The sequence below is a fragment of the Tardiphaga sp. 768_D3_N2_1 genome (assembly GCF_052076105.1).
Taxonomy (GTDB): Bacteria; Pseudomonadota; Alphaproteobacteria; order Rhizobiales; family Xanthobacteraceae; genus Tardiphaga.
Window position 1 is genome coordinate 2,599,767 of the sequence record NZ_CP197245.1, and the last position, 21,868, is coordinate 2,621,634.

21 protein-coding genes are annotated in these 21,868 nt (G+C 61.2%); 11 read left to right on the forward strand and 10 right to left on the reverse strand.

Annotation, left to right across the window (positions count from 1 at the left end; all coding sequences use genetic code 11):
• Positions 1-168 precede the first annotated feature (168 nt).
• Both AB8A27_RS12050 and AB8A27_RS12055 read right to left on the reverse strand, forming a co-directional pair.
• Entirely contained in the window at positions 169-3,399 is a 3,231-nt protein-coding gene (locus tag AB8A27_RS12050) for an efflux RND transporter permease subunit (protein ID WP_441242109.1), read from the reverse strand.
• Positions 3,400-3,526: 127 nt separating this feature from the next.
• On the reverse strand, positions 3,527-4,735 hold the full coding sequence (locus AB8A27_RS12055) for an efflux RND transporter periplasmic adaptor subunit (protein ID WP_441242110.1): 1,209 nt from the start codon (positions 4,733-4,735) through the stop codon (positions 3,527-3,529).
• A gap of 207 nt (positions 4,736-4,942) precedes the next feature.
• Here AB8A27_RS12055 and AB8A27_RS12060 point away from each other — a divergent pair, with 207 nt between their 5' ends.
• The 4 genes from AB8A27_RS12060 (at position 4,943) to fabG (ending at position 8,860) form a co-directional block, all read left to right on the forward strand.
• Positions 4,943-5,530: a TetR/AcrR family transcriptional regulator gene (locus AB8A27_RS12060; protein WP_441242111.1), complete on the forward strand. Its 588-nt coding sequence runs from the start codon at positions 4,943-4,945 to the stop codon at positions 5,528-5,530.
• 197 nt (positions 5,531-5,727) lie between these two features.
• A complete protein-coding gene (locus AB8A27_RS12065) occupies positions 5,728-6,903 on the forward strand; it encodes an MFS transporter (protein ID WP_441244890.1) in 1,176 nt (391 codons plus the stop codon).
• 46 nt (positions 6,904-6,949) lie between these two features.
• Complete coding sequence (locus AB8A27_RS12070; protein WP_441242112.1) at positions 6,950-8,167, forward strand: multidrug effflux MFS transporter; 1,218 nt, start codon at positions 6,950-6,952, stop codon at positions 8,165-8,167.
• 12 nt (positions 8,168-8,179) lie between these two features.
• Positions 8,180-8,860, forward strand: coding sequence for a 3-oxoacyl-ACP reductase FabG (gene fabG / locus AB8A27_RS12075; protein WP_441242113.1), 681 nt, complete (start codon positions 8,180-8,182; stop codon positions 8,858-8,860).
• 145 nt (positions 8,861-9,005) lie between these two features.
• Here fabG and AB8A27_RS12080 read toward each other — a convergent pair whose 3' ends face one another.
• A complete protein-coding gene (locus AB8A27_RS12080; protein ID WP_441242114.1) occupies positions 9,006-11,111 on the reverse strand; it encodes a DEAD/DEAH box helicase in 2,106 nt (701 codons plus the stop codon).
• A 262-nt stretch (positions 11,112-11,373) separates the two neighbouring features.
• Entirely contained in the window at positions 11,374-11,853 is a 480-nt protein-coding gene (locus AB8A27_RS12085) for an MgtC/SapB family protein (RefSeq protein WP_441242115.1), read from the reverse strand.
• A 128-nt stretch (positions 11,854-11,981) separates the two neighbouring features.
• On the opposite strand from AB8A27_RS12085, the gene AB8A27_RS12090 reads away from it, so the two are divergent.
• Entirely contained in the window at positions 11,982-12,665 is a 684-nt protein-coding gene (locus AB8A27_RS12090) for a DUF2161 domain-containing phosphodiesterase (protein WP_441242116.1), read from the forward strand.
• Between the two features lie 126 nt (positions 12,666-12,791).
• Positions 12,792-13,091: a hypothetical protein gene (locus tag AB8A27_RS12095; RefSeq protein WP_092143812.1), complete on the forward strand. Its 300-nt coding sequence runs from the start codon at positions 12,792-12,794 to the stop codon at positions 13,089-13,091.
• Positions 13,092-13,196: 105 nt separating this feature from the next.
• Here AB8A27_RS12095 and AB8A27_RS12100 read toward each other — a convergent pair whose 3' ends face one another.
• Both AB8A27_RS12100 and AB8A27_RS12105 read right to left on the reverse strand, forming a co-directional pair.
• Positions 13,197-13,826, reverse strand: coding sequence for an N-acetyltransferase family protein (locus AB8A27_RS12100; protein WP_441242117.1), 630 nt, complete (start codon positions 13,824-13,826; stop codon positions 13,197-13,199).
• Positions 13,827-13,997: 171 nt separating this feature from the next.
• The gene (locus AB8A27_RS12105; RefSeq protein ID WP_371420976.1) at positions 13,998-14,396 is read right to left on the reverse strand and encodes a PaaI family thioesterase; all 399 of its coding nucleotides are present in this window, start codon (positions 14,394-14,396) and stop codon (positions 13,998-14,000) included.
• A 113-nt stretch (positions 14,397-14,509) separates the two neighbouring features.
• Here AB8A27_RS12105 and AB8A27_RS12110 point away from each other — a divergent pair, with 113 nt between their 5' ends.
• Positions 14,510-15,307, forward strand: coding sequence for a cobalamin-binding protein (locus tag AB8A27_RS12110; RefSeq protein ID WP_441244891.1), 798 nt, complete (start codon positions 14,510-14,512; stop codon positions 15,305-15,307).
• A gap of 65 nt (positions 15,308-15,372) precedes the next feature.
• Entirely contained in the window at positions 15,373-16,944 is a 1,572-nt protein-coding gene (locus AB8A27_RS12115; protein ID WP_441242118.1) for a hypothetical protein, read from the forward strand.
• A gap of 131 nt (positions 16,945-17,075) precedes the next feature.
• On the opposite strand, the gene AB8A27_RS12120 is transcribed toward AB8A27_RS12115, so the two are convergent.
• Positions 17,076-17,783 (reverse strand): pyridoxamine 5'-phosphate oxidase family protein, encoded by a 708-nt coding sequence (locus AB8A27_RS12120; RefSeq protein WP_441244892.1) that lies wholly within the window; start codon positions 17,781-17,783, stop codon positions 17,076-17,078.
• 118 nt (positions 17,784-17,901) lie between these two features.
• Between AB8A27_RS12120 and pdxR the strand changes: the two genes are divergently transcribed.
• The 3 genes from pdxR (at position 17,902) to AB8A27_RS12135 (ending at position 19,932) form a co-directional block, all read left to right on the forward strand.
• On the forward strand, positions 17,902-19,395 hold the full coding sequence (pdxR, locus tag AB8A27_RS12125; RefSeq protein ID WP_441242119.1) for a MocR-like pyridoxine biosynthesis transcription factor PdxR: 1,494 nt from the start codon (positions 17,902-17,904) through the stop codon (positions 19,393-19,395).
• Positions 19,396-19,514: 119 nt separating this feature from the next.
• Entirely contained in the window at positions 19,515-19,667 is a 153-nt protein-coding gene (locus AB8A27_RS12130) for a hypothetical protein (protein ID WP_441242120.1), read from the forward strand.
• 13 nt (positions 19,668-19,680) lie between these two features.
• The gene (locus AB8A27_RS12135; protein ID WP_441242121.1) at positions 19,681-19,932 is read left to right on the forward strand and encodes a DUF6719 family protein; all 252 of its coding nucleotides are present in this window, start codon (positions 19,681-19,683) and stop codon (positions 19,930-19,932) included.
• A gap of 23 nt (positions 19,933-19,955) precedes the next feature.
• Here AB8A27_RS12135 and AB8A27_RS12140 read toward each other — a convergent pair whose 3' ends face one another.
• From AB8A27_RS12140 to AB8A27_RS12150, 3 genes are all read right to left on the reverse strand, one after another.
• Positions 19,956-20,792, reverse strand: a complete 837-nt coding sequence (locus AB8A27_RS12140) for an SDR family NAD(P)-dependent oxidoreductase (RefSeq protein ID WP_092143830.1) — start codon at positions 20,790-20,792, stop codon at positions 19,956-19,958.
• Entirely contained in the window at positions 20,792-21,205 is a 414-nt protein-coding gene (locus AB8A27_RS12145) for a nuclear transport factor 2 family protein (RefSeq protein ID WP_441244893.1), read from the reverse strand. Before AB8A27_RS12145 ends, AB8A27_RS12140 begins: the two co-directional genes overlap by 1 nt.
• A 231-nt stretch (positions 21,206-21,436) precedes the next feature.
• Positions 21,437-21,823: a hypothetical protein gene (locus AB8A27_RS12150; protein WP_441242122.1), complete on the reverse strand. Its 387-nt coding sequence runs from the start codon at positions 21,821-21,823 to the stop codon at positions 21,437-21,439.
• Positions 21,824-21,868: the final 45 nt, after the last annotated feature.

The window sequence follows — 21,868 nt, forward strand, 5'->3', positions numbered from 1 at the left end:
GCATTGTAGCGGAAGATGTGCAGTGGAGGAAAGCGCACCCGGCCGGTTGGGTGCGATTCCAACAATCTTGGACACGGTCCGCGCAATTCCTCGCCGTAGAACGGGTCGAAATGGCGCATCCCTGGACCAGCAGCCCTCGTCGGGCGTTACCTTATGTCTCCCCCGGCGTCACGAATGCGACGTGGCGTGCGGGCGCGATTCAGCTTCGTGCGATCCCGGTGCCAGCGGCGCCGCCTGATCGACCGTCGCTTCGCCATGCTGGGTCAGCGGACGGTTGCCTGCCATGGCACGCAGCAGCACATAGAACATCGGCGTGAAGAAGATGCCGAAGGCCGTGACGCCGATCATGCCGGCGAACACTGCGACACCCATGGCATGACGCATCTCCGAGCCCGCGCCAGTGGACGTCACCAGCGGCACGACACCCATGATGAAAGCCAGCGACGTCATCAGGATCGGTCGCAACCGCAGACGGCTGGCCTCGATCGCAGCCTGGATCGGCGTCCGCCCGGCAAATTCCAACTCGCGGGCAAATTCCACGATCAGGATGGCGTTCTTCGCCGACAGGCCGACCAACACAATCAGGCCAATCTGGGTGAAGACGTTGTTGTCGCCCTTGGTCAACCAGACGCCGAACATCGCTGCCAGCAAGCCCATCGGCACGATCATGATGATCGACAAGGGCAGCGTCAGGCTTTCGTATTGCGCGGCGAGCACCAGGAACACCAGCAGCATCGCCACCGGGAACACGATCAGCGACGAATTTCCGGCGATGATTTCCTGATAGGTCAGTTCAGTCCATTCGAAGTCGATGCCTTTGGGCAGCGTCTCCTTGGCGACACGTGCCACGGCGTCCTGCGCCTGGCCAGTGGAATAGCCGGGCGCCGCGCCGCCATTGATGTCAGCCGACAGGAACCCGTTGTAGCGCATGGCGCGCTCCGGCCCTGCACTTTCCTTGACACGCAGCAGCGTCGAGAGCGGGATCATCTCGTTGCTGTCGGAGCGAACTTTCAACTGGCCGATATCGTCGGCCCGCGCCCGGAACTTGGCGTCAGCCTGGACGCGCACCGAATAGGTGCGACCGAATTTGTTGAAGTCGTTCACATAGAGCGAGCCGAGATAGATCTGCATCGTGTCGAACACCGAGGTGACCGGCACGTTGAGCTGTCGCGCCTTGGTGCGATCGACATCCGCATAAAGCTGCGGCACGTTGATCTGATAGCTCGAGAACAGGCCGGCCAGCTCCTTCTGCTGCATCGCCTTGCCGATGAAAGCCTTGGTGGCGTCGTTCAGGGCCTCATAGCCGAGACCCGCGCGATCCTCGATCTGCAGCTTGAAGCCGCCGATCGTGCCGAGACCCGACACCGGCGGCGGCGGGAACATGGCGATGAAGGCATCCTGAATGCCGGCAAATTTCTTGTTCAGCGACAACGCAATGGCATTGCCGCTCAGGCTCGGATCCTTGCGTTTGTCGAACGCATCGAGGCCAATGAAGACGATGCCGGAATTCGACGAATTGGTGAAGCCGTTGATCGACAGACCCGGAAACTGAATCGAATTCTCGACACCGGGCTCCTTCTGCGCGATCTCGCCCATGCGGCGGATCACCTCTTCGGTGCGATCCAGCGTGGCGCCGTCGGGGAGCTGCGCGAAGCCCACCAGATACTGCTTGTCCTGACCGGGCACGAAGCCGCCCGGGACGGAATGGAACAGATAGCCGGTGACGCCAATCAGCAGGACATAGATTCCCATCACCGCCGCGCGGCGCGAGACGACGCGCTTCACGCCACCGCTATAGGCGTCGGAGCTTCTGGCAAAGAAGCGGTTGAAGCGGACGAAAAACCAGCCAAGCGACTTGTCCATGAAGCGCGTCAACGCATCCTTCGGCGCATCATGACCCTTCAGCAGCAGCGCGGCGAGCGCTGGCGACAGCGTCAGCGAGTTGAAGGCGGAGATCACCGTGGAGATAGCCACCGTCAGTGCGAACTGCTTGTAGAACTGGCCGGTCAGGCCGGTGATGAAGGCGAGCGGCACGAACACAGCGACCAGCACCAGCGCAATGGCGATGATCGGGCCGGTCACTTCGCGCATGGCCTGATAGGCCGCGCTCTTCGGATCGAGCCCGCGCTCGATATTGCGCTCGACATTCTCGACCACGACGATGGCGTCGTCGACCACGATGCCGATAGCCAGCACGAGACCGAACAGCGTCAGCGCATTCACCGAAAAGCCGAACACATGCATCACGGCGAAAGTGCCGACCACCGATACCGGCACAGCGATCAGCGGGATGATCGAGGCGCGCCATGTCTGCAGGAACAGGATGACGACGAGCACCACCAGTGCGATGGCCTCGAGCAACGTATGGATCACCGCCTCGATGGAGGCGCGAACGAATTGCGTGGGGTCGTAGACGATGTCGTAGGTGACACCGTCCGGCATGTTCTCCTTCAGCTCCTTCATGGTCTTGCGGACATTGTCGGAGATCTGGATCGCATTGGAGCCCGGCGACTGGAAGATCGGAACCGCCACTGCGGACTTGTTGTTCAGCAGCGAGCGCAGTGCATAGTCGGCAGCGCCGAGTTCGATACGCGCGATGTCGCGCAACCGCACCACTTCGCCGTTGTCGCCGTTCTTGACGATGATCTCGCCGAACTCTTCCTCGCTCTGCAAGCGTCCCTGCGCATTGATGGAGAGCTGCAGATCGAGACCGGGCTCATTGGGCGAACCGCCCACCTGCCCCGCTGCCGCCTGCACGTTCTGCGCACGGATTTCGCGCACGACATCACCCGGCGACAGGCCGCGCTCGGCGACCTTCTGCGGATCGAGCCAGACGCGCATGGAATAATCGCCCGAGCCGAACAGCTGCACCTGTCCGACGCCTTCGATGCGCGCCAGGCGATCCTTGACGTTGAGCACGGCGTAATTGCGCAGATAGGTCATGTCATAGCGATCGTTTGGCGACAGCAAATGCACGACCATGGTGAGGTCAGGCGCGCTCTTGATCGTCGTCACGCCAAGCGCACGGACTTCCGCCGGGAGACGCGGCTCGGCCTGCGAAACGCGGTTCTGCACCAGCTGCTGCGCCTTGTCGGGATCGGTGCCGAGGCGGAAGGTGACGTTCAGCGTCATCCGGCCGTCGGTGGTCGCCTGGCTGCTCATATAGAGCATGTTCTCGACGCCGTTGATCTGCTCTTCGATGGGCGTCGAGACCGTTTCCGCAATCACCTTCGGATTGGCGCCGGGATAGTTCGCCGTCACCACCACGGTCGGCGGCGCAACCTCGGGATATTCGGAGATCGGCAACACCGGCATCGACAACAGGCCGGCGAGGAAGATCACCATGGACAACACGCCGGCAAAGATCGGGCGATCAATGAAGAATTTTGAAAAGTTCATGACGTTATTCCGTGATGATCCAAATTTGCAGGATGCAAAGGCCCTGCGTGGCCGATCGCTCGACCTCGATGACGTGCTGCGTATTGGGAAGTGCGCCCTGCCCGCCTGCGGGACAGGGCGGTCGTTATCAGTTCTGTGCGACGGCCTTGATCGAGGCGAGAGACGCGGCGTTCATCGCCACCATCTCCGGCTTGATGGTCACACCCGGCCGTACGCGCTGCAGTCCGTTGACGACGATCCGTTCACCGGCCTTCAGCCCACTCAGGATCACGCGCATGCCATCGACCGAGGGCCCAAGGATCACTTCGCGATATTGCGCCTTGTCCTTGGCATCGACGATCATGACGAACTTCTTGTTCTGGTCGGTGCCGACTGCACGCTCGCTGATGAGCAGCGTCTGCTCCGCCTTCGGCTGGCCCATGGAGAGCCGCGCGAACTGGCCCGGCATCAGCCGGCCATCGGCATTGTCGAACATCGCGCGCACCCGCACCGTGCCGCTGCGCGGATCGACCTGATTATCGATGAACTGCATGTGGCCCTTCACCGGTGCGCTATCGGTGACGGTGGTCATGTGAACGGGAATGCGGTCGATATCGCCTGGCGTCTTCTCGTCAGCCAGCGTTTTCAACGCGCGCGACACCACCTGTTCGTCGGCATTGAAGCTTGCATAGATCGGATTGACCGAGACCAATGTCGTCAGCAGCGGCGCGGTCGGGCCGGCCGAAATCAGGTTGCCGACGGTGATCTCCACCTTGCCGACACGGCCCGCGACCGGCGCGCGGACTTCGGTGTAGCTGAGATTGAGTTCGGCGGTCTTGAGCGCGGCCTCTGCAGCCTTGAGATTGGCTTCCGCCTCACGATACGCATTGATACGATTATCGAGATCGCGCTGGGTGATGCTGGAACTGGTCAGTTGCTGACCGCGATCGAAATCGGCCTTGGTGAGGATCAGGCGCGCCCGCGACGCGGACACCTGTCCCTGGGCACGGTCGACGTCGGCGGCGTAGAGCGCCGGATCGATCAGCACCAGAAGGTCGTCCTTCTTGACCAGCGCGCCCTCGCGAAAGTGGATCTCCTGAACGGCGCCTGCGACGCGCGAGCGAATCTCGACGCGCTCGATGGCCTCAAGGCGGCCCGAAAACTCGTCCGAAGGCGCCGTGGCCTTGGCTTCCACCAGGGCGACCGAGGCCTGAACCGCAGCGGGCGCAACCGCGCCGGACTCGGCTTGAGCTGCTACGCTGGACAGATTCATCAGCGCCGCGCCGCCGCCCACGGCGACCGCCACCAACGCGATTCCGGCGCCAAAGGCGATCTTGCGAGGGAGATTATGTGCCATTGTGAACCCCATTTAATCTGTGTGGGCCTTGTAAAGCCCTGTCATTTCAGTAGCTAAGCGGTACATTGCGCGTGTTGCCGGTTACCGGTCGCCCCCGGGCATTTCGCTGCAACGCACATATTCGTAACGTCCGGTATAGATGGACTATCGACATCCACTGTCAAGGGACTTATCTACTGAACGGTAGAAAACTTTGGAGAGCCCGTCGTGGCACTGGGACGTCCTCGTGAATTCGATACCGACACAGCCCTCGACCTCGCGCTGCATGTGTTCTGGCGCAAGGGTTACGAAGGCGCGTCGATGGCCGACCTCACCGAAGCCATGGGCATCACCAAGCCCAGTCTCTATGCGGCGTTTGGCAACAAGGAAGATTTGTTCCGCAAGGCGCTGGATCGCTACGTCGATGGCCCCGGCGGCTATTTCCGCACCGGCCTGGAGAAGCCCACGGCCCGCGAAGCGGTCGAGCATATCCTGTACGAGTCGGTCGAAGCGGTGACCGATCCCCGGAATCCCGGCTGTCTCGCGGTCCAGGGCGCGCTCTGCTGCGGTGATGCCGCGGAGACGATCAAGCAGGAACTGACGGCGCGCCGCTCGAAGAGCGAGGACGATCTGCGCCTTCGCTTCACACGCGCCATCGCCGAAGGCGATTTGCCAGCCGATGCGGATGCCGGCGATCTCGCGCGCTACGTGTCGGCCATCCTGCAGGGCATGGCCGTGCAGGCCGCAGGCGGCGCACCGCGCGAGCAATTGCGAAAACTCGCAGACATGGCAATGCGCAGCTGGCCGCCGGTCTGAGCGATCCGCCTGCATTCGCGCTAAGATCGCAAGGTCAGCGCATTGTCCGCTAACTGCCGCTCCATCGAACTGCCTCTCGACTGTTTGATGACCGGGGCGCGCAATGCTGCCTCCACCGCCAAGCGGTCGCCAAATCGCCGAGGTCGTGGCACATCTCCTGATATTGCATCGCAATATTTCCGCTCAGGAGAATACCCATCCGACTTTCCCTTCCCATCCTCGCGCTCGCCGCCGCCTCGTTCGGCATCGGAACCACGGAATTCGTCATCATGGGCCTGCTGCCGGACGTCGCGCGCAGCCTGTCAGTGACCATTCCGCAAGCGGGCTATCTCGTCTCGGGTTACGCCATGGGCGTCGTGGTCGGTGCGCCCATCGTGGCGATGGCCACCGCGGGCATTCCACGCAAAACAGCCCTGCTCGCGCTGATGGCGCTGTTCACGATCGGCAATCTCGGCTGCGCCCTCGCACCGGATTACTGGCTGCTGATGACGGCTCGCGTGGTCACCGCATTTGCCCATGGCGCGTTCTTCGGAATCGGCGCCGTCGTTGCCAGCAATCTGGTTCCGCGTGAGCAGCGCACACAAGCCATCTCGCTGATGTTTGCCGGGCTCACGCTCGCCAATGTGCTGGGCGTGCCCTTCGGCACCGCGCTGGGACAGGCCGCTGGTTGGCGCACTGCATTCTGGGCCGTGGTGGCCATCGGCATCATCGCATTCCTGGCGATCGCCCGCTTCGTACCATCGGGCATGCCGGGCACGCGCGGCGGACTGGCGAGGGAGTTTCGCGCACTCGGGCGCTGGCCCGTGCTGCTGCCGATGCTGATCTCGACCATTGCGTCGGTCAGCATGTTCAGCCTCTTCACCTATATCACGCCGCTGCTCGAAGAGGTCACGGGCCTCACGCCGCATGGCGTCACGGGAGCATTGCTGGCCATCGGCGTCGGCCTCACCATCGGCAATCTGATCGGTGGCCGCCTCGCCGACCGTAACCTGCTCTCGACTATCATCGGTGCATTCGTCTGCCTCGTCATGGTGCTCGGCGCGCTTGCGCTTGTGGTGCACATGATGCTTCCGACGCTAGTGCTGCTGATCCTGTGGGGCGGCATCGCCTTCGCGCTGGTCTCGCCGCTGCAGATCTGGGTGGTCGATGCGGCCACTGATGCGCCGAACCTCGCCTCGACCCTGAACCAAGGCGCGTTCAATCTCGGCAACGCCACCGGCGCATGGATCGGCGGCGTGGCGTTGAATGCCGGCGTGCACTATGCGCAGCTTCCGCTGCTCGCAGCGCTCGTCGCCACGGTTGGGCTTGGGCTCACACTGAGCAGCCTCATTGACCGCCGGACCTTGCCGGCGCAGATCAGTCCGGCAGAATAGCGCCGCGACGACCACACCAACTTCCCGCTTTTTCAAGGAATCGATTTTGGCCCTCAGGCGCGACAGTTTCGCCTTCACCGCCTTTCTGGGCACATTGACTGCGCTGCCACCGCTGTCGATCGACATGGGATTGCCGGGCCTCCCGGCGATCGAAGCGAGTTTCGCCGACGCTGCGGGACGCGGACCGCTGACGCTCAGCCTGTTCCTGGCAGGCTTCGCGATTTCGCCGCTGATCTGCGGTCCGCTCGCTGATCGCTTTGGCCGCCGTGCGACCTTGCTTGACGGGTTGCTGCTGTTCTCGATCGCGGCAGGCGCCTGCGCGCTCGCGCCGTCCTTCACCGTTCTCCTCGCATTTCGATTGCTGCAGGGCCTTGCAGCAGGCGCCTGCGCGATCCTGCCCATTGCCATCGTGCGCGATCTTTTCCAGCACGCCACAGCGCGGCAGAAATTGTCCCAGATCGCCGCCGTTCTCGGCATCGCGCCAATGATCGCGCCGGTGCTGGGCGGCTGGGTGATGACCGTCAGCGACTGGCGCAGCATCTATGCCGTACAGGCCGCCGTCGGGCTGATCCTGCTCATCGTCGGCGGCTTCGGACTTGCGGAATCGCAACCTGTCGAGAACCGCCGCTCGCTCAATCCGCAGCAGCTCGCCGAGAGCTATCGCTTCGTGCTCGGCGATCGCGGCTTCGTCGGCTACGCCCTGCTCTACGCCTGCGCCTTCGCCTGCATGTTCGCCTTCATCTCCGGCGCACCGTCGGTGCTGATCGGCAGTCTCGGCCTGTCAACGACCAGTTTCTCGCTCTTGTTCGGCCTGACATCCTGCGGCGTGCTCGTGGCCTCGCTGATCAGCGGGCAGCTCAGCCGTCGTCACGTCGCCTCGCGAAAGATCATCGCCTTCGGCCTCATGGTGATGATCTCAAGCGCCGTCGCTGCACTGTTGCTGGTGCCAGCCAATGCGGTCACTGTGGCAACGCTGATACCGCCGATGGCGCTGACCATCTTCGCCTTCGGCATTCTCGCGCCCTCGACCAATCACGAAGCCTTGCAGAACCTGCCGCATGTGGCCGGCGCCGCAGCCGGCGTGATGCGCTGCACGCAGATGGTGATGGGCGCCTTTGCCAGCGCCATGATCGCGGTATTCGAACCGTTCGGACATCCGACGCTGGTGATGACCGGCCTGATGGCCGGCATGGCGCTGGCCGCCGGCGCGATCTATCTGTGGCTATTACCCAAGGCCAATTCCGGGCAGGACCATCGCGCGTAACAGGAGTTCCCCATGAACGGAAAGATCGTCGTCATCACAGGAGCCTCCGGTGCGCTGGGTCAGGTCGTGCTGGAACGCGCCGCCGCGATCGGAGCGACGGTGGCCACCATCGACCATTCCGCCAAGACGCCGGCGTCTACGCCGGATCGCTTGCAGATCGGCGGCGTCGACCTCTCCGATGCCGCGCAAGCCGATGCCGCCATCGGTTCGGTGGTCAAACAATTCGGCAAGATCGATGTGCTGATCAACATCGCAGGCGCGTTCGCCTTCGAAAATATCGCTGACGGCAATAACAAGAGCTGGGAGACCATGCACCGGCTCAACCTGCTCACCGCGCTCAACGCATCGCGCGCAGCAATCCCGCATCTGACAGCGTCGAAGGCCGGACGGATCATCAATATCGGTGCGATGGGTGCGCTTCAGGCTGGCGCCGGCATGGGCCCTTATGCGGCGTCAAAGGCCGGCGTGCATCGGCTAACAGAGACCTTGGCCACCGAGCTGAAGGGCAAGATCACGGTGAACGCCGTGCTGCCTTCAACCATCGATACGCCGGCGAACCGACGCGACATGCCCAATGCGGATTTTTCGAAATGGGTCACGCCGGACGAACTCGCCAGCGTGATCCTGTTTCTGGCCAGCGATGCCGCTAGCGCTGTCACCGGCGCATTGCTGCCGGTGAGCGGACGCGTGTGAATTCTATTCTCACGCCGTCATGACCGGGCTTGTCCCGGCCATCCACGCCTTCGCTTTTTACCAAGACGTGGATACCCGGCATACGCCGGGCATGACGAGTTTCTCATGCAGCGGAACGCTAAAGCATCCCGAAGATAAGACAGCATTACGCCCGGTTCTTTTTCTTCTTCCCGAAAGCGGGCTTCTCGAACTTCGCGGCACCGTCGCGCTTGGCCTTGGCGACATAAGGCGCCTTCTCCGCACGCGGCTTGTCGAACTTCTTGTCGAATTTCGGCTTGCCTTCGTAACGCGTGTCTTCGCCGCGTGACTTGCTGTAGGCCGGCTTGTCGGCGCGCAGCGGATCGTATTTCGGCTTGCCGTCAAACTTGGGCTTGCCTTCATATTTCGGCTTGTCGTCGTAGCGGGGCTTATCATCGTAGCGCGGCTTGCCCTCGTAACGTGGCTTGTCGCCCTTCGGGCCGTCCTTCCAGGATTTTTCCTTATAGGCACCCTTGTCCTTGAAGTCCGGACGATCGCCGTCGGATTTGAAGCTCGGCTTGCGCGGACGCTTGTTGGAATAGTCGCGATCTTCCGGCGCCATGCGGCTCGATGCGATCGCACCTTCCGGACCGTTGGCCAGTGGCTCGATGCGGATATTGTCTTCCTTGTCCGGACGCTTGATCATGGTCGCGAACTTCTCGGCCGCGGCTGCCGAAATCTCGAACTCGGAATTGGCGTCGTAAATCTTGATCGCGCCGATATCGGCCTTCTCGATGCCGCCGCGACGGCAGATCATCGGCAGCAGCCAGCGCGCTTCGGCATTCTTCTGCCGGCCGATGGCGACGCGGAACCACTTGGCGCCCTCGCCCATGGGTTCGCTCTTCTTCGGCGTCTTGCGGACCGGACCACCGTCTTCGCCACGGCTCCGGCTTCCAGCGCGATCCTCGCGGCCGCGGAATGTGCCGGGATCCTGTACGTCTTCCGGCGACGGCAGGCGCGAGCGATAGAGACGCGCCAGCGCAGTCGCTATGGTTTCTGCCGAATGCTGCTCGAGCAGCTTCTTGGCGAAGACGAGATCGTCTTCATTCGCCGCATTATCAAAAATCGCGTCCGTCGCCATGCGCTGCTCGTCGAGCACGCGGATTTCTTCGACGGTCGGAGCGGAGCCCCAGATGGCGTCGGTTTCGGCAAGCTGCAGCAGGAATTCGGCGCGACGACGGCGTGACGGCGGCACCAGCAGAACGCTGACACCCTTGCGGCCGGCACGACCGGTGCGGCCGGACCGATGCTGCATCACTTCGGGATCGTTCGGCAACTCGGCATGAATGACGAGGCCAAGATTGGGCAGATCGATGCCGCGTGCCGCGACGTCGGTGGCGACGCAAACGCGTGCATGACCGTCGCGCAGTGCCTGCAGGGCTCGCGTACGATCATTTTGCGACAGTTCGCCGGACAGAGCGACAACCGAGAAACCGCGCTCGAGCAGCACGGTCTGCAGATGGTTCACCGAGTTACGCGTGTTGCAGAATACGATAGAGCTCGGCGATTCAAAATAGCGCAATACGTTAACGACGGCGTGCTCCACTTCGTTCGGCGAAATACGGATCGCGCGATACTCGATGTCGGAGTGGCCACCTTCGGTGCCGGCGACTTCAATGCGGAACGCCTGCTGCTGATACTGCTTGGCAAGATTGGCGATGCCGCGCGGCATCGTGGCCGAGAACAGCAGCGTGCGGCGGGTGGCCGGTGTCGTCTTGAGGATGAACTCCATGTCCTCACGAAAGCCCATGTCGAGCATTTCGTCGGCTTCGTCGAGTACAACAGCCTTCAGTTCGGACACGTCGAGACGGCTACGACGCAGATGGTCGCAGAGGCGGCCGGGCGTACCGACAACGATATGCGCGCCTGCTGCAAGCTCGCGCTGTTCCTTGCGCGGATCCATACCACCGACGCAGGAGACGACGCGCGCGCCGGCATATTGATAGAGCCAGGTCAGCTCGCCATGCACCTGCAGCGCAAGCTCGCGCGTCGGCGCGACGATCAATGCCAGCGGCGATCCCGCCTTCGGCAGCTTCTCTGCTCCTTCGAGCAGATTGTCGGCGATCGCCAGACCGTAAGCGACGGTCTTGCCGGAGCCGGTCTGCGCCGACACGAGAAGATCGCGGCCGGCAGCATCGTCAGCGAGGACGGCCGCCTGAACGGGAGTGGATTCATTGTAGTTGCGCTCAGCCAACGCGCGGGCGAGCGACGGACCTGTCGAAAGAAATGACACAGATGTAAACCTTGGTTGCGGCGGACCGCGTCGCGGTCGGACTCATTGGGATCCACGGGATCAATACTTGGACCAAACGGAAACGAATCTGCCGCCCTTCAGTTGGCGGTCACGTCGGGTCCAGGAGTCCGGTGCGTATCGGGATCGGCAGAGCTTTACGCTGCTTCGCAGCAAAAGGCCAATCATTGCTGCCATGTGCCGGCAAAATCGGGCGATTTGAGGTTAACCTCACAGAATTGCGCGAGCACCGGTATTTTGTCGCTCATATTTCGCTCTGGGGCTTCGTGGTGCCCTCCTCGGTCTTTGGCCCCTCCTGCTTGAACGGCACCAGGAGCCACAGCGTCAGGAAGGTAAACAGCGAGATGACGACCGCCACGTCATGGGCCCCGAGGCCAACGGCCGCGCCGGTGGCGCCGGTCGCCCACAGACTGGCTGCCGTGGCGGTACCGCGCACCGAGCCGTTGTCCTTCAGAATCGCGCCGCCGCCGATAAATCCCATGCCGGTCATCAGGCCCTCGATGATGCGCGTCGTGCCTTCGGGATGACCGTTCAGAAATCCCTCAGTGGCCTGAACGATGCCGCAAGTGGCGAGCGCGACCAGCGGGAAAGTCCGCAACCCGGCACTTCGCTCGGCGCGCTCACGATTCCAGCCGATCGGCAGCGCCAGAACATAAGCGATCGACATGGCGATCAAATGCGGCAACAGACGAAAGCTGTCCGACATCTCAAGAAGGGTCGTCACCGCGGGTCTCCGATCGCACAGGGATAAGGCGCCTCGGGTGTCGCCGCGGGCCAACCCGGATAAACTCCGCCGGTGAGTCGCGGTTGCAGCGACGCATCGTCTCATGGACCGCGACTCGGACGTTCGATTTGGAAACCTCGCTCTACCTTCCGGTGAAACGCTTCCTCGAAGGCCTTGGCTTTACAGTCAAAGGCGAGATTGGCGGTTGCGATCTCGTGGCATTGAATGGCGATGATCCGCCGATCGTCGTGATCGGCGAACTCAAGCTCAGCTTCAATCTCGAACTGATCCTGCAGGCCGTCGATCGCGCCGGCGCCTGCGATGAAGTCTGGGTTGCGGCCAAGCTGTCGATCCGCGGCAAAGGCCGTGAAAGCGATGCGCGCTACCGTAACCTGTGCCGCAGGCTCGGCTTCGGCATGCTGGGAATTACCGAAGCCGGCGGCGTCGAGGTTCTCGTCGCGCCCGCCACTGTCGCGCCGCGGCGGAACCCGAAAAAGCGTTCACGCCTCATCACCGAGCACAAGAAGCGCCAGGGCGACCCCGCGCTCGGCGGCAGCACGCGCGCGCCGATCATGACGGCCTATCGCCAGCAGGCGCTCGCTTGCGCTGCGATGCTCGTCGTCGGCCCGCGCAAGGTGCGTGAACTCACGCCGGATTATCCGGATGCGCAGAAGATCCTGCATCGCAATGTCTATGGCTGGTTCGAAAGTCCGGCACGCGGCACCTACGCGCTCACCGATGCCGGTCACGCGGCACTGAAGCGCTGGCCGCAACCCCAACTGGATACCGCCCCGCCATCTGCTTTGTCATAAAGCTACTGGCCGAACTCTTTCTCGTTTTCCGGGAACAAGTTTGCATGGCTGCTTTGTCGCGGGAATTCCATATTGCAATGCAACAACCGCTCCCTTACGTATCGCAAATCAACACTGAGGCGAGCGATGAGCGAAGACTGGAACACGAAATACGGAACGCGGCGTGTCAGGCGCGATCCCCCGACCCTGGAAGAAGCCATCTTCGCCGCGATGGGTATCACCGAGGATCTCGATCAGCAGGCGGAGATTGCCGCGTCGCTGATGGGCATGCCATTCGATGCCGTTCAGGCCGAAGTGAAGAAGGCCAATCGCTCGACCGGTACGCTGCGCATCAGCCGCGTGATCGCCGGCGAACAAGGCGCCCAGCGTTCCGTGGTCGTGGAGCGTCGCGTCACCCGCAAGTTCGGCAACGACAAGCGCGTTTGATTTCGAGGAGGCATACTGCCCTCCCCGCGCATACAAAAAAGGCCTCGCTGATCGCGAGGCCTTTTTCTTTGATGCAATTGCCTGCCGCTTACAGCGACTTGCTGCTCACGACTTGCGCCAGCCGGCCGCCTTGAACCAAACGCCCCAATAGGCCCGGTTATAGTCAGCCACTGCGCGCGCCACATCGAACATCGAGGTCTTCGGCTGCGCCACGAGCCCTGCACCCATGGGATCGCGCAGGTCTATAATTCCCGTGGATTCGCCGTGCCGGAATGAAAGGTGAGCACCGAACTTGTTGGCCAGCGCACGCATCGCATCGTTCTGCGCGCCAGTGGTGATGCGCAGCTTGGCGTAGCCCATCGACCGCGCCTTCGCGATCAGCTTGGTGAACAGGATGCTGCCGACGCCCTTGCGGCGCACGATGGCTTCAACGCTGAACGCGATCTCCGGAAGTGAGTCCGGCGACAGATCAGCCTGATGCAATTCGGCGGCGCCGCGCACGACACCATCTTCGAAATAGGCGAGGATGACGGTGCCGGTATTGACGGACTTCTCGGCATAGCGCGCAACCCAGTCGTCATCGAGCGAACCGTTGAAACGATTGCGGCGGCTCTCGCGATCCAGTCTCAAGAGATGTTCGCGGAACAGGGGCAGCTCGCGGGCTGCAAGGATGCGCACATATCCGCGGGCCGGAGCCCGGGTCGAAATGGCGATGGTGGTGGCAGCGTCTAACATGGTCAAAATCCTCAAGTTGCCCTCGAGGAAAGCGTCGATTCCCTAGACACCCTATATTGTGCGACGCACCATAAAATACAAGGGCGCAGATGCCGCAGGCGGCAGCGCTCACCGCAGGTGAGCCATGCAATAGTCGTTGATTACCAAAATCTTAACAAGAAATGAACCGGATTACAGCACAAGTTGGGTCTGCGTCACGACGCCCACCAGCCTGCCCTCCTCGGTCTCGATCCGGGTCTGCCAAACCTGCGTTCTGCGTCCCCGATGAACCGGCGTTGCGATCGCGCGGACGGTACTTCCGGCTTTTGCCCCACCTGTGAAATTGGTCTTGCTCTCGATGGTCGTGGTCCCCTTGGCGCCCTCCGGCAGATTGATGACCGTCGCCGCCGCACCGACGGCGTCCGCAAGCGCCATGACTGCTCCGCCATGAATGGTGTGACCGAGCGTGCACAGATCCTCGCGCACCAGCATGGTGGCAACGACACGCTCCAGGTCCGCATCTGTAAAGGTCACGCCCATCGAGACGGAAAACGGCATCGCGAGGCTGTGGATCTTGTCGAGTGGCGTCATGCTGGCCTCAACTCCCTGCGGTTTGTCTTGCCCATCATCATGCGGGCTTGATGAAAGTTCACGACACAACGGCATGTCGTGACAAGAGCTTTGTTAAAAGGCATATCGGCACCATGCGCCATTTCCCGCCACGCCGGATCGTCTGTCTCACCGAAGAGACCGTGGAGACGCTGTATCTGCTCGGCGAACAGGATCGCATCGTCGGCGTCTCCGGCTATGCGGTGCGGCCGCCGCAGGTGCGACGCGAAAAGCCGCGCGTGTCCGCGTTCATCTCGGCCGATGTGCCGAAGATCCTCGCGCTCGATCCCGATCTGGTGCTGTGCTTCTCAGATCTGCAGGCTGAAATCGCCGCAGACCTGACGCGCGCCGGCGCCGCGGTCCATGTGTTCAACCAGCGCGACATCGCCGGCATTCTGGCGATGATCCGCACGCTCGGCGCCATGGTCGGTTCCCACGAACGTGCAGAACAGCTCGCACATTCGTACGAACGGCGCTTGGCCGAGATCGCTGCAGTCGCGCAATCCCGCCCAACAAGGCCACGTGTCTATTTCGAGGAATGGGACGATCCCCTGATCACCGGCATCGGCTGGGTCTCCGAACTGATCGAGATCGCCGGCGGCGAAGACACTTTCCCGCAGCTTCGACATCAGAAGGCAGCGAAGAATCGCATCGTCATGCCGGACGACGTGATTGCCGCGGCGCCCGACGTGATCCTCGCCTCATGGTGCGGCAAGAAAGTCGTGCCCGATAAAATCCGGCAGCGACCGGGCTGGAGCGCTATTCCAGCGGTGCGAGACGATCGCATCGTCGAGGTCAAGTCGCCGCTGATCCTGCAACCGGGACCGGCGGCACTAACGGACGGACTCAGTGCAATTGTCGCGGCGCTATGGGGACATCCTGCAAAAGCATAGCGGGCAGCCTTGCTTCGAATCCACAACTAACATAAGCGAGGAGCAACCTAAGGGAGAGAACGATCTTGGCTGATGCAGCAAAACTTGCACGCCTTCGGCAATTGATCACTGAGGGCTTACGAGTTCAGCTCGGAGGCGAAATAGTGACATACATCGATGCGGGTCACGCAATTCCCGACGTCAGCGCACGACAGAACCATACAATCTTTGCTAGGCGGGGCTGCGGCAAGACGCTGCTGTTGCATGACTCAACCAAGCACCTTCCAAAAGATACGCGCGCAATTTACCTGAATTGCGAAGACTTCAAGCGCCATACGTTTCCGAACGTTCTTATCGAGATACTAACGGCGCTGTTCGGCGAACTGGAAGGGCATCTTGGCGGATGGTTCGGACGTAAAGCCAAAACGAAGATCATTCTTCAGGAGATTATCGCTCGCCTCAATACCATGCACCTAGCGCCGGACGAACACGAAGAGGCAATTAAGCAGACCCAATCAGACGCCGTTACACAAGCCAACTCTGTAGACGCAGAAATTTCCGCAGAACTCAGCGCCCCGACAACAGGAAAAGTTGGATCAAAACTAAAGGCGAAGTCGGACGACACAACCAACAACAAGCTCGAAACGGAGCGTGTATACAAAACTCACCGTCAGAAATTACAGGAGCTGGATCTTTGGCTTCCCGAACTCAAGAAGCGGCTGCGAGAGTTCTTTGAGCTATCTTCAAAGGTGAAATGTATCATTCTGCAGGTTGACGATCTTTATCACCTAAAGCGCACTGATCAGGCCTTTGTGGTCGATTATATTCATCGCCTTTGCAAAGATCTTCCAATCTTTTTCAAGATCGCGACGATCCGTCACGCGTCCACAATGTATGCCGATCGAGAAGGACAGCCGATTGGTGCGCAAGAGCGGCACGACTATCAACCAATTAACATCGATTACTCATTCAGCGATTTCACCAGAACGCGTTCTCAAAATTGGAGAATTCTAAAGGAGTATGGTGAGCGCGCGAAGATGTCTGAGAACGAACTGGACGCTCTATTTCGCGGAGAGGGCTTCTCGCGCCTTGTTATGGCTGGAGGCGGCGTCCCGAGAGATGTGCTTTCGCTTTTCCTAGAAGGCTTGAGTGATAGCGACGGCAACGCTCTCGGCAAAGACGATATCCGCGTGCTTAGCCGGCTAAACATCGAGCGGCGGATCGAAGAATTAAAAAAAGATTCGCACGCGGATGAACAAGACGTCCTTATCTCTGGAATATATGCTCTGAGAGAATTCTGCCTCACCAAGATGACCAACGTCTTTCTGGTACCAGAGAAAATGCTGCAGAAGTCAGACTCTTGGAAGAGCCTATTTAATAGACTTTCCGATTATAGAATTATTCATCAATCAGGCTCAGCGCTTACTCACAAATCGACGCCTGGAACATATCAGGCCTTTGCAATTGATATCGGTTGCTACGCTCACTATAGGAAAATGGAAGGGCGCTTTGTAGAGATTGACGTCTCGCGAGCCGAAGCAAAAGATAAAATGCGATCAGCGCCTATTCTGACGGAGCTTGAGTTGGACCGTCTGCTTAAAGGAGTACCGCATGATGCTGAGTCTCAATTGAAGCAGCCGCTTAGTGAGATCGATTGACCTCTCACAGCAGCCTAACATTTTGTATCGACATAGGTTCATCATCTTGGAGTTTTGGCCAGCACGCTCGTTGCTGGCCAAATTTAATGCGCAGGTTGGCTTAAATTTCGCGGCGGCAACCTAACCCGCCCTCACCGCTTCGGGTACTGCAGAAAGTAGGCATCTGTCAGCGCATCTTCGAGCAACCGGCCTTCCGAATATGCTTGCAAGGATGCCGGTCGTTCGACACCGGGCAACAATCGTGGACACGGCTCCGGCGCGCCGATCACCGTTCTCACCGGAATGCGCTCGGCATAGATCGGCAGTTCGTAATCCTCGTCATCGTCAGCCACGCCCTTGGCGCGGATTTTTGCCGAAGCTTCCTCGATCTCCATGGCGATGAAGGACGTCGCCTTCATCTCCTGTGCTGTGGTCTCGCGCAGACTGGCCGTGCGGTCCGGGAAGAACCGATCGACCATCGCGATGCCGGCCTGCTCCTTCTCGTCGGGATCGGTGACGAGATAGGCGTTTCCGAATGCCATCACCGCACGGTAGTCCGCCGAATGATTGAAGCCGCAACGTGCCAGCACGAGGCTGTCGAGAAAGGCCACCGTGAGGCAGACGCGTTGCTGCGCAGTCTGGTTCCTCAGCATGCGGCTGGCGCTGCTGCCGTGCCAGTACAGCTTGGTGCCTTCGCGCCAGAAGAAGGTCGGCGTGCAGTAAGGCTGTCCGTCGATCACGTAGGACACGTGGCACATCATCGATGCGTCCAGAATCTTATGCACGGTCTCGTGGTCGTAGAAGCCGCGGTCATGGCGCCGCTTCACGCGGTTCCGCTCCGTGAGCGGATAGGACGCGATGTCTGCATTCGCTGGTTCATCGGTCTTCAGTTCAGCTGCGGTCACAGCAATTCCCCATCAATTGGAAGCGTTCGAATGTGTTGTACCGCCGCATTTGGTCTGCGATAGTGCCAATTCCATGCGAAAAATTCCGACCAATTTGGCGAGGCCAATTCCGAAACCCGAGCTGGCGCTCGATCTCACGGGCGCGCATATCACCGCAGGATCGTCCTCGCAGGACCGGCTCTATCAGGCGCTGTGCCACGCCATCACCGGCGGCGTCGCCAAGCCCGGCGAAGCTTTGCCGCCGTCGCGTATTCTCGCCAAACAAACCGGCATTCAGCGCAACGCCGTCACCAATGCCTATGAGCGACTGATCGCCGATGGTTTTGCCGTTGCACGTGTTGGCTCCGGCACTTTCGTCGCCGCGCGCATCCCGACGCGAACGAGCAGCAAACCGACGAAGACCATCGCCATCGACGCACCGCAGCGCGGCACGCTTGCTCTTGGCTGCACGCATATCGACGAACAGGCGCTGCGCCGCTTTCGCGCTTTCGCCGGCCGCCGTCTGCGCGCTTTCGGCAGCGAGCATCTGCATTACGGCGATCCGCGCGGCAGCTTCGAGCTGCGTACGGCGATTGCCAATCATCTTCTGTCAGCGCGCGGGCTGCGCTGCGATCCCGACCAGATCCTGCTGACATCGGGCACGCAGCACGGGCTGCGCATCGTACTGTCAGCCATTCTCAAGCCGGGCGAACAGATCTGGTGCGAAGACCCCGGCTATCCTGCCGCTCGAAAATCAATCGAACATTGCGGCGCGCGGCCGGTGTCGGTGCCGGTCGACGACTTCGGCATCATCGTCGCCAGAGGCCGTGCGACCGCACCGAAAGCGCGCGCAGCCTATGTCACGCCCTCGCACCAGTTTCCGCTCGGCGTGCAAATGACGATGCCGCGGCGACTCGAATTGCTCGACTGGGCAAAAGAGGCCGGCGCCTGGGTCTTCGAGGACGATTACGACAGCGAGTTTCGCTATGACGGCGCGCCGCTGCTCTCGCTCGCCGGCATCGATCACCTGCAGCGCGTGATCTATATGGGCACGTTCGCCAAGACGCTGTTTCCCGGCTTGCGCATCGGCTATTGCGCGCTGCCCGAGCGCCTCATCGGCCCTGTCACGACGGCCCGCGCGGCCATGGACCGCTTTCCCGGCACGCTGATGGAAGGCGCCGTCGCCGACATGCTGAACTCCGGCGCCTTCGCTGCGAACCTGCGCAAGATGCGGAACGTCTATCGCGAAGCGCGGGACGCTTTGGCCACGACGTTGACGCAGGTCTCGGACGGTCAACTCACGGTTCCGGTGCCGTCGCAGGGTCTTCATCTCGTGGCAAAGTTTGCATCGAAGACGCCGCTCGAGATCGCCGCAGAGGCCAAGGCCACGGCTGGCGTCGAGGGCTGGTTGCTGGCTGACACCTATCTGCGCGCACGCCCGGCTCCGGGCTTCGTGCTCGGCTTCGCCGGCCATCCCGTTCGTCAGCTTGTCACATCAGCCGAGAGGCTGGCGAAAGCTTCGGCGGCAAATTTGCGCGCGCACCGTATGCCTGCGGCCAAAACGCGTGGAACCCGCGCGGGGGTCTAAAACTTGAGGCTGGCTAGCACTCACGGCTGGCGCCCCCTGTGCTTCTAGAATCGGATGCGCATCCCTACAATCTGGCAAGCCAACTGCCCGGCAGGCATGGCTGGCCCAACGGAGACCTCATGTCCGGCAATCGCAACGTGCTCTATCTCATCATCGGCGCGCTCATCGTCGGCATCGGCGTCCTCGGCTACAATCTCTACCAGGCCAAGAAAGAACCCAGCGGGCTGCAGATCAATGTCGGCCCCGACGGCCTCAAGATCCAGAACAAGTAACAAAGGTCGCAAGATGCGTTCAGCAATTTGGCTATCAGGACTTCTGGTTTCGTTTGCGCTGGCCACGCCGGCGCTAGCGGTCGATCAGGTTGCCCGCGAACAGGACATCATCGAGCTTCGCCTCGGCCAGCGCATTCAGGTCGATGACGGATCCTGCCCCACCGGCCAGATCAAGGAAGTCTCCGGCACGACGCTCAGCACAGCGGGTGTGACGCGCGTACGCAAATGCGTGCCGCGCGCCGGCACCAAGACGCAGATGAGATGACGAACGACGCGCCTGTCAGCGCGTCAGTGTCGTAGCGGCTCGCTTGGCGGCACCGGTGAACCGGTCTGGCCCACACTCGCGCCGCCATCGATCGCCAGCGTGATGCCCGTGATCCAGCGCGCTTCGTCGCCGGCAAGAAACAACACGCCATAACCGATATCCCAGCCGGTTCCTTCGGTGCCGAGCAGCGTGCCCGCAGCGCGCGCCTTGCGCATCTCGTCGCTCATGCCGCGCGACGCCACCATCGGCGTATAGACCGTGCCCGGCGCGATGCAGTTGACGCGAATGCCGGCGCGGCCGTGATGAGCCGCCATCGCTCTGGTAAGGCCGATGATTGCGGATTTCGATGTCGGGTACAGCAGGCTCGGATGGCCACCGCGCAGGCCGGCAATCGATGTCAGGTTGATGATCGAGCCACCGCCGGATTTCATCATTTCCGGAACCGCATACTTCGCCATCAACATCATCGAGGCAACGTTGATACGCATGGCGCTGTCCCAGGCGCGGTCGTCGACCTCGATGGCGTCGCCGCGCGGCCCCGTGACGCCGACATTGTTGACGAGGATGTCCAGCCGGCCGAAGCCTTCGACAGTCCGTTCGACGATCGCCTCGCATGATGCGCGATCGCTGACATCGCCGTCATAGATCTGCGTGACGCCGCCCTCCGCGGCAATCAATCGCGCTGTTTCCTCGGCTGCGTTCGCATCGATATCGACCAGAGCAACACGCGCCCCATGCCGCGCCAGCAGCACGGCTGCTGCGCGTCCGTTGCCGATGCCATCCCCGCGGGAGCCCGCGCCGGTGACGATGGCAACCTTGCCTTTCAATCGGTCGTCACGCCGTGGTTCGGGCCTGTCCATCAGAACATGCCGTTGCTGTTGGCGGACTTTTCGGGGATCGGCTGCACCGCGTCCCAATGCTCGACGATCTTGCCGTTCTCCAGCTTGAAGATGTCGACGATCGCATTGCCACGGGTGCCCTTCTCGCGCACGGCGTGGACATGGAGGATCACATAGTCGCCGTCGGCGAAGACCTGCTTGATCTCGCTATGCGACTCCGGGAACTTCTCCCGCAGGAAACCCAGGAAGGCCTTGAAACCCTCGATGCCGTCAGCGGCATTGGGATTGTGCTGAACGTAACGCTGACCGAAATATTTGGATGCTGCCTCGAAGTCTTTCTGGTTGAGGCCCTTTTCGTAGAATTCGACGACAACTTTCTTGTTGGCGTCCTGGGTGCTGGTGTCTGCGGCCAACGCCGCGCTGGACAGAAACATCGATACACAGGCAAAGCCGATCGAGATAAATCGCATAAAATAAAACCCCTCGGTTCCCGCCAACCTAACAGTGGGCGAATCTCGCCGAACTAACGATGGCGAAGCCAAACGCTATCATCGGCTGTGACAGGATGACGAGAGGGAAAGATACTAATCCGCTATCATTTCGACGCTACGATGCAGCGCAAAGCGATCACGCGAACATAGCCAGCGCAAACATAACTAACTGGTTCAATCCAGCGGCGCCGGATCATACATGCATTGCAGGGTCGGCTTCGCAATCTGCGTGAAGGTCGCGCTGATCATCGACTGCTTCGATGCCGGGATCCAGTCCTTCTCGATCGTAGGCACGCCGCGTTCGCTGATGCCGCGCAGCAGCGCCTCGCGCAGATCGGTGTCTTCCACCGTTGCTACAGCATGGTCATGCAGGCAACCGCACACTGCTTCCGGATGCGCCCAGCGCCCGACCATATGTGATGAGCACAGGCGCACGAATTCGCCGCGCTGGTCCGGTAACTTTCGCCACGACCAGATCTGCGCCTGCGCTGCACTTCCCGTGATGGAACCCGCAAGGGCGGCAGCGATAACGATGGCGGTCAGAAAACGCGGTCGAGTCATTTCAAAACTTTTCTTGTCGTTTCTCGGATTGTCCAGTCGCGATCG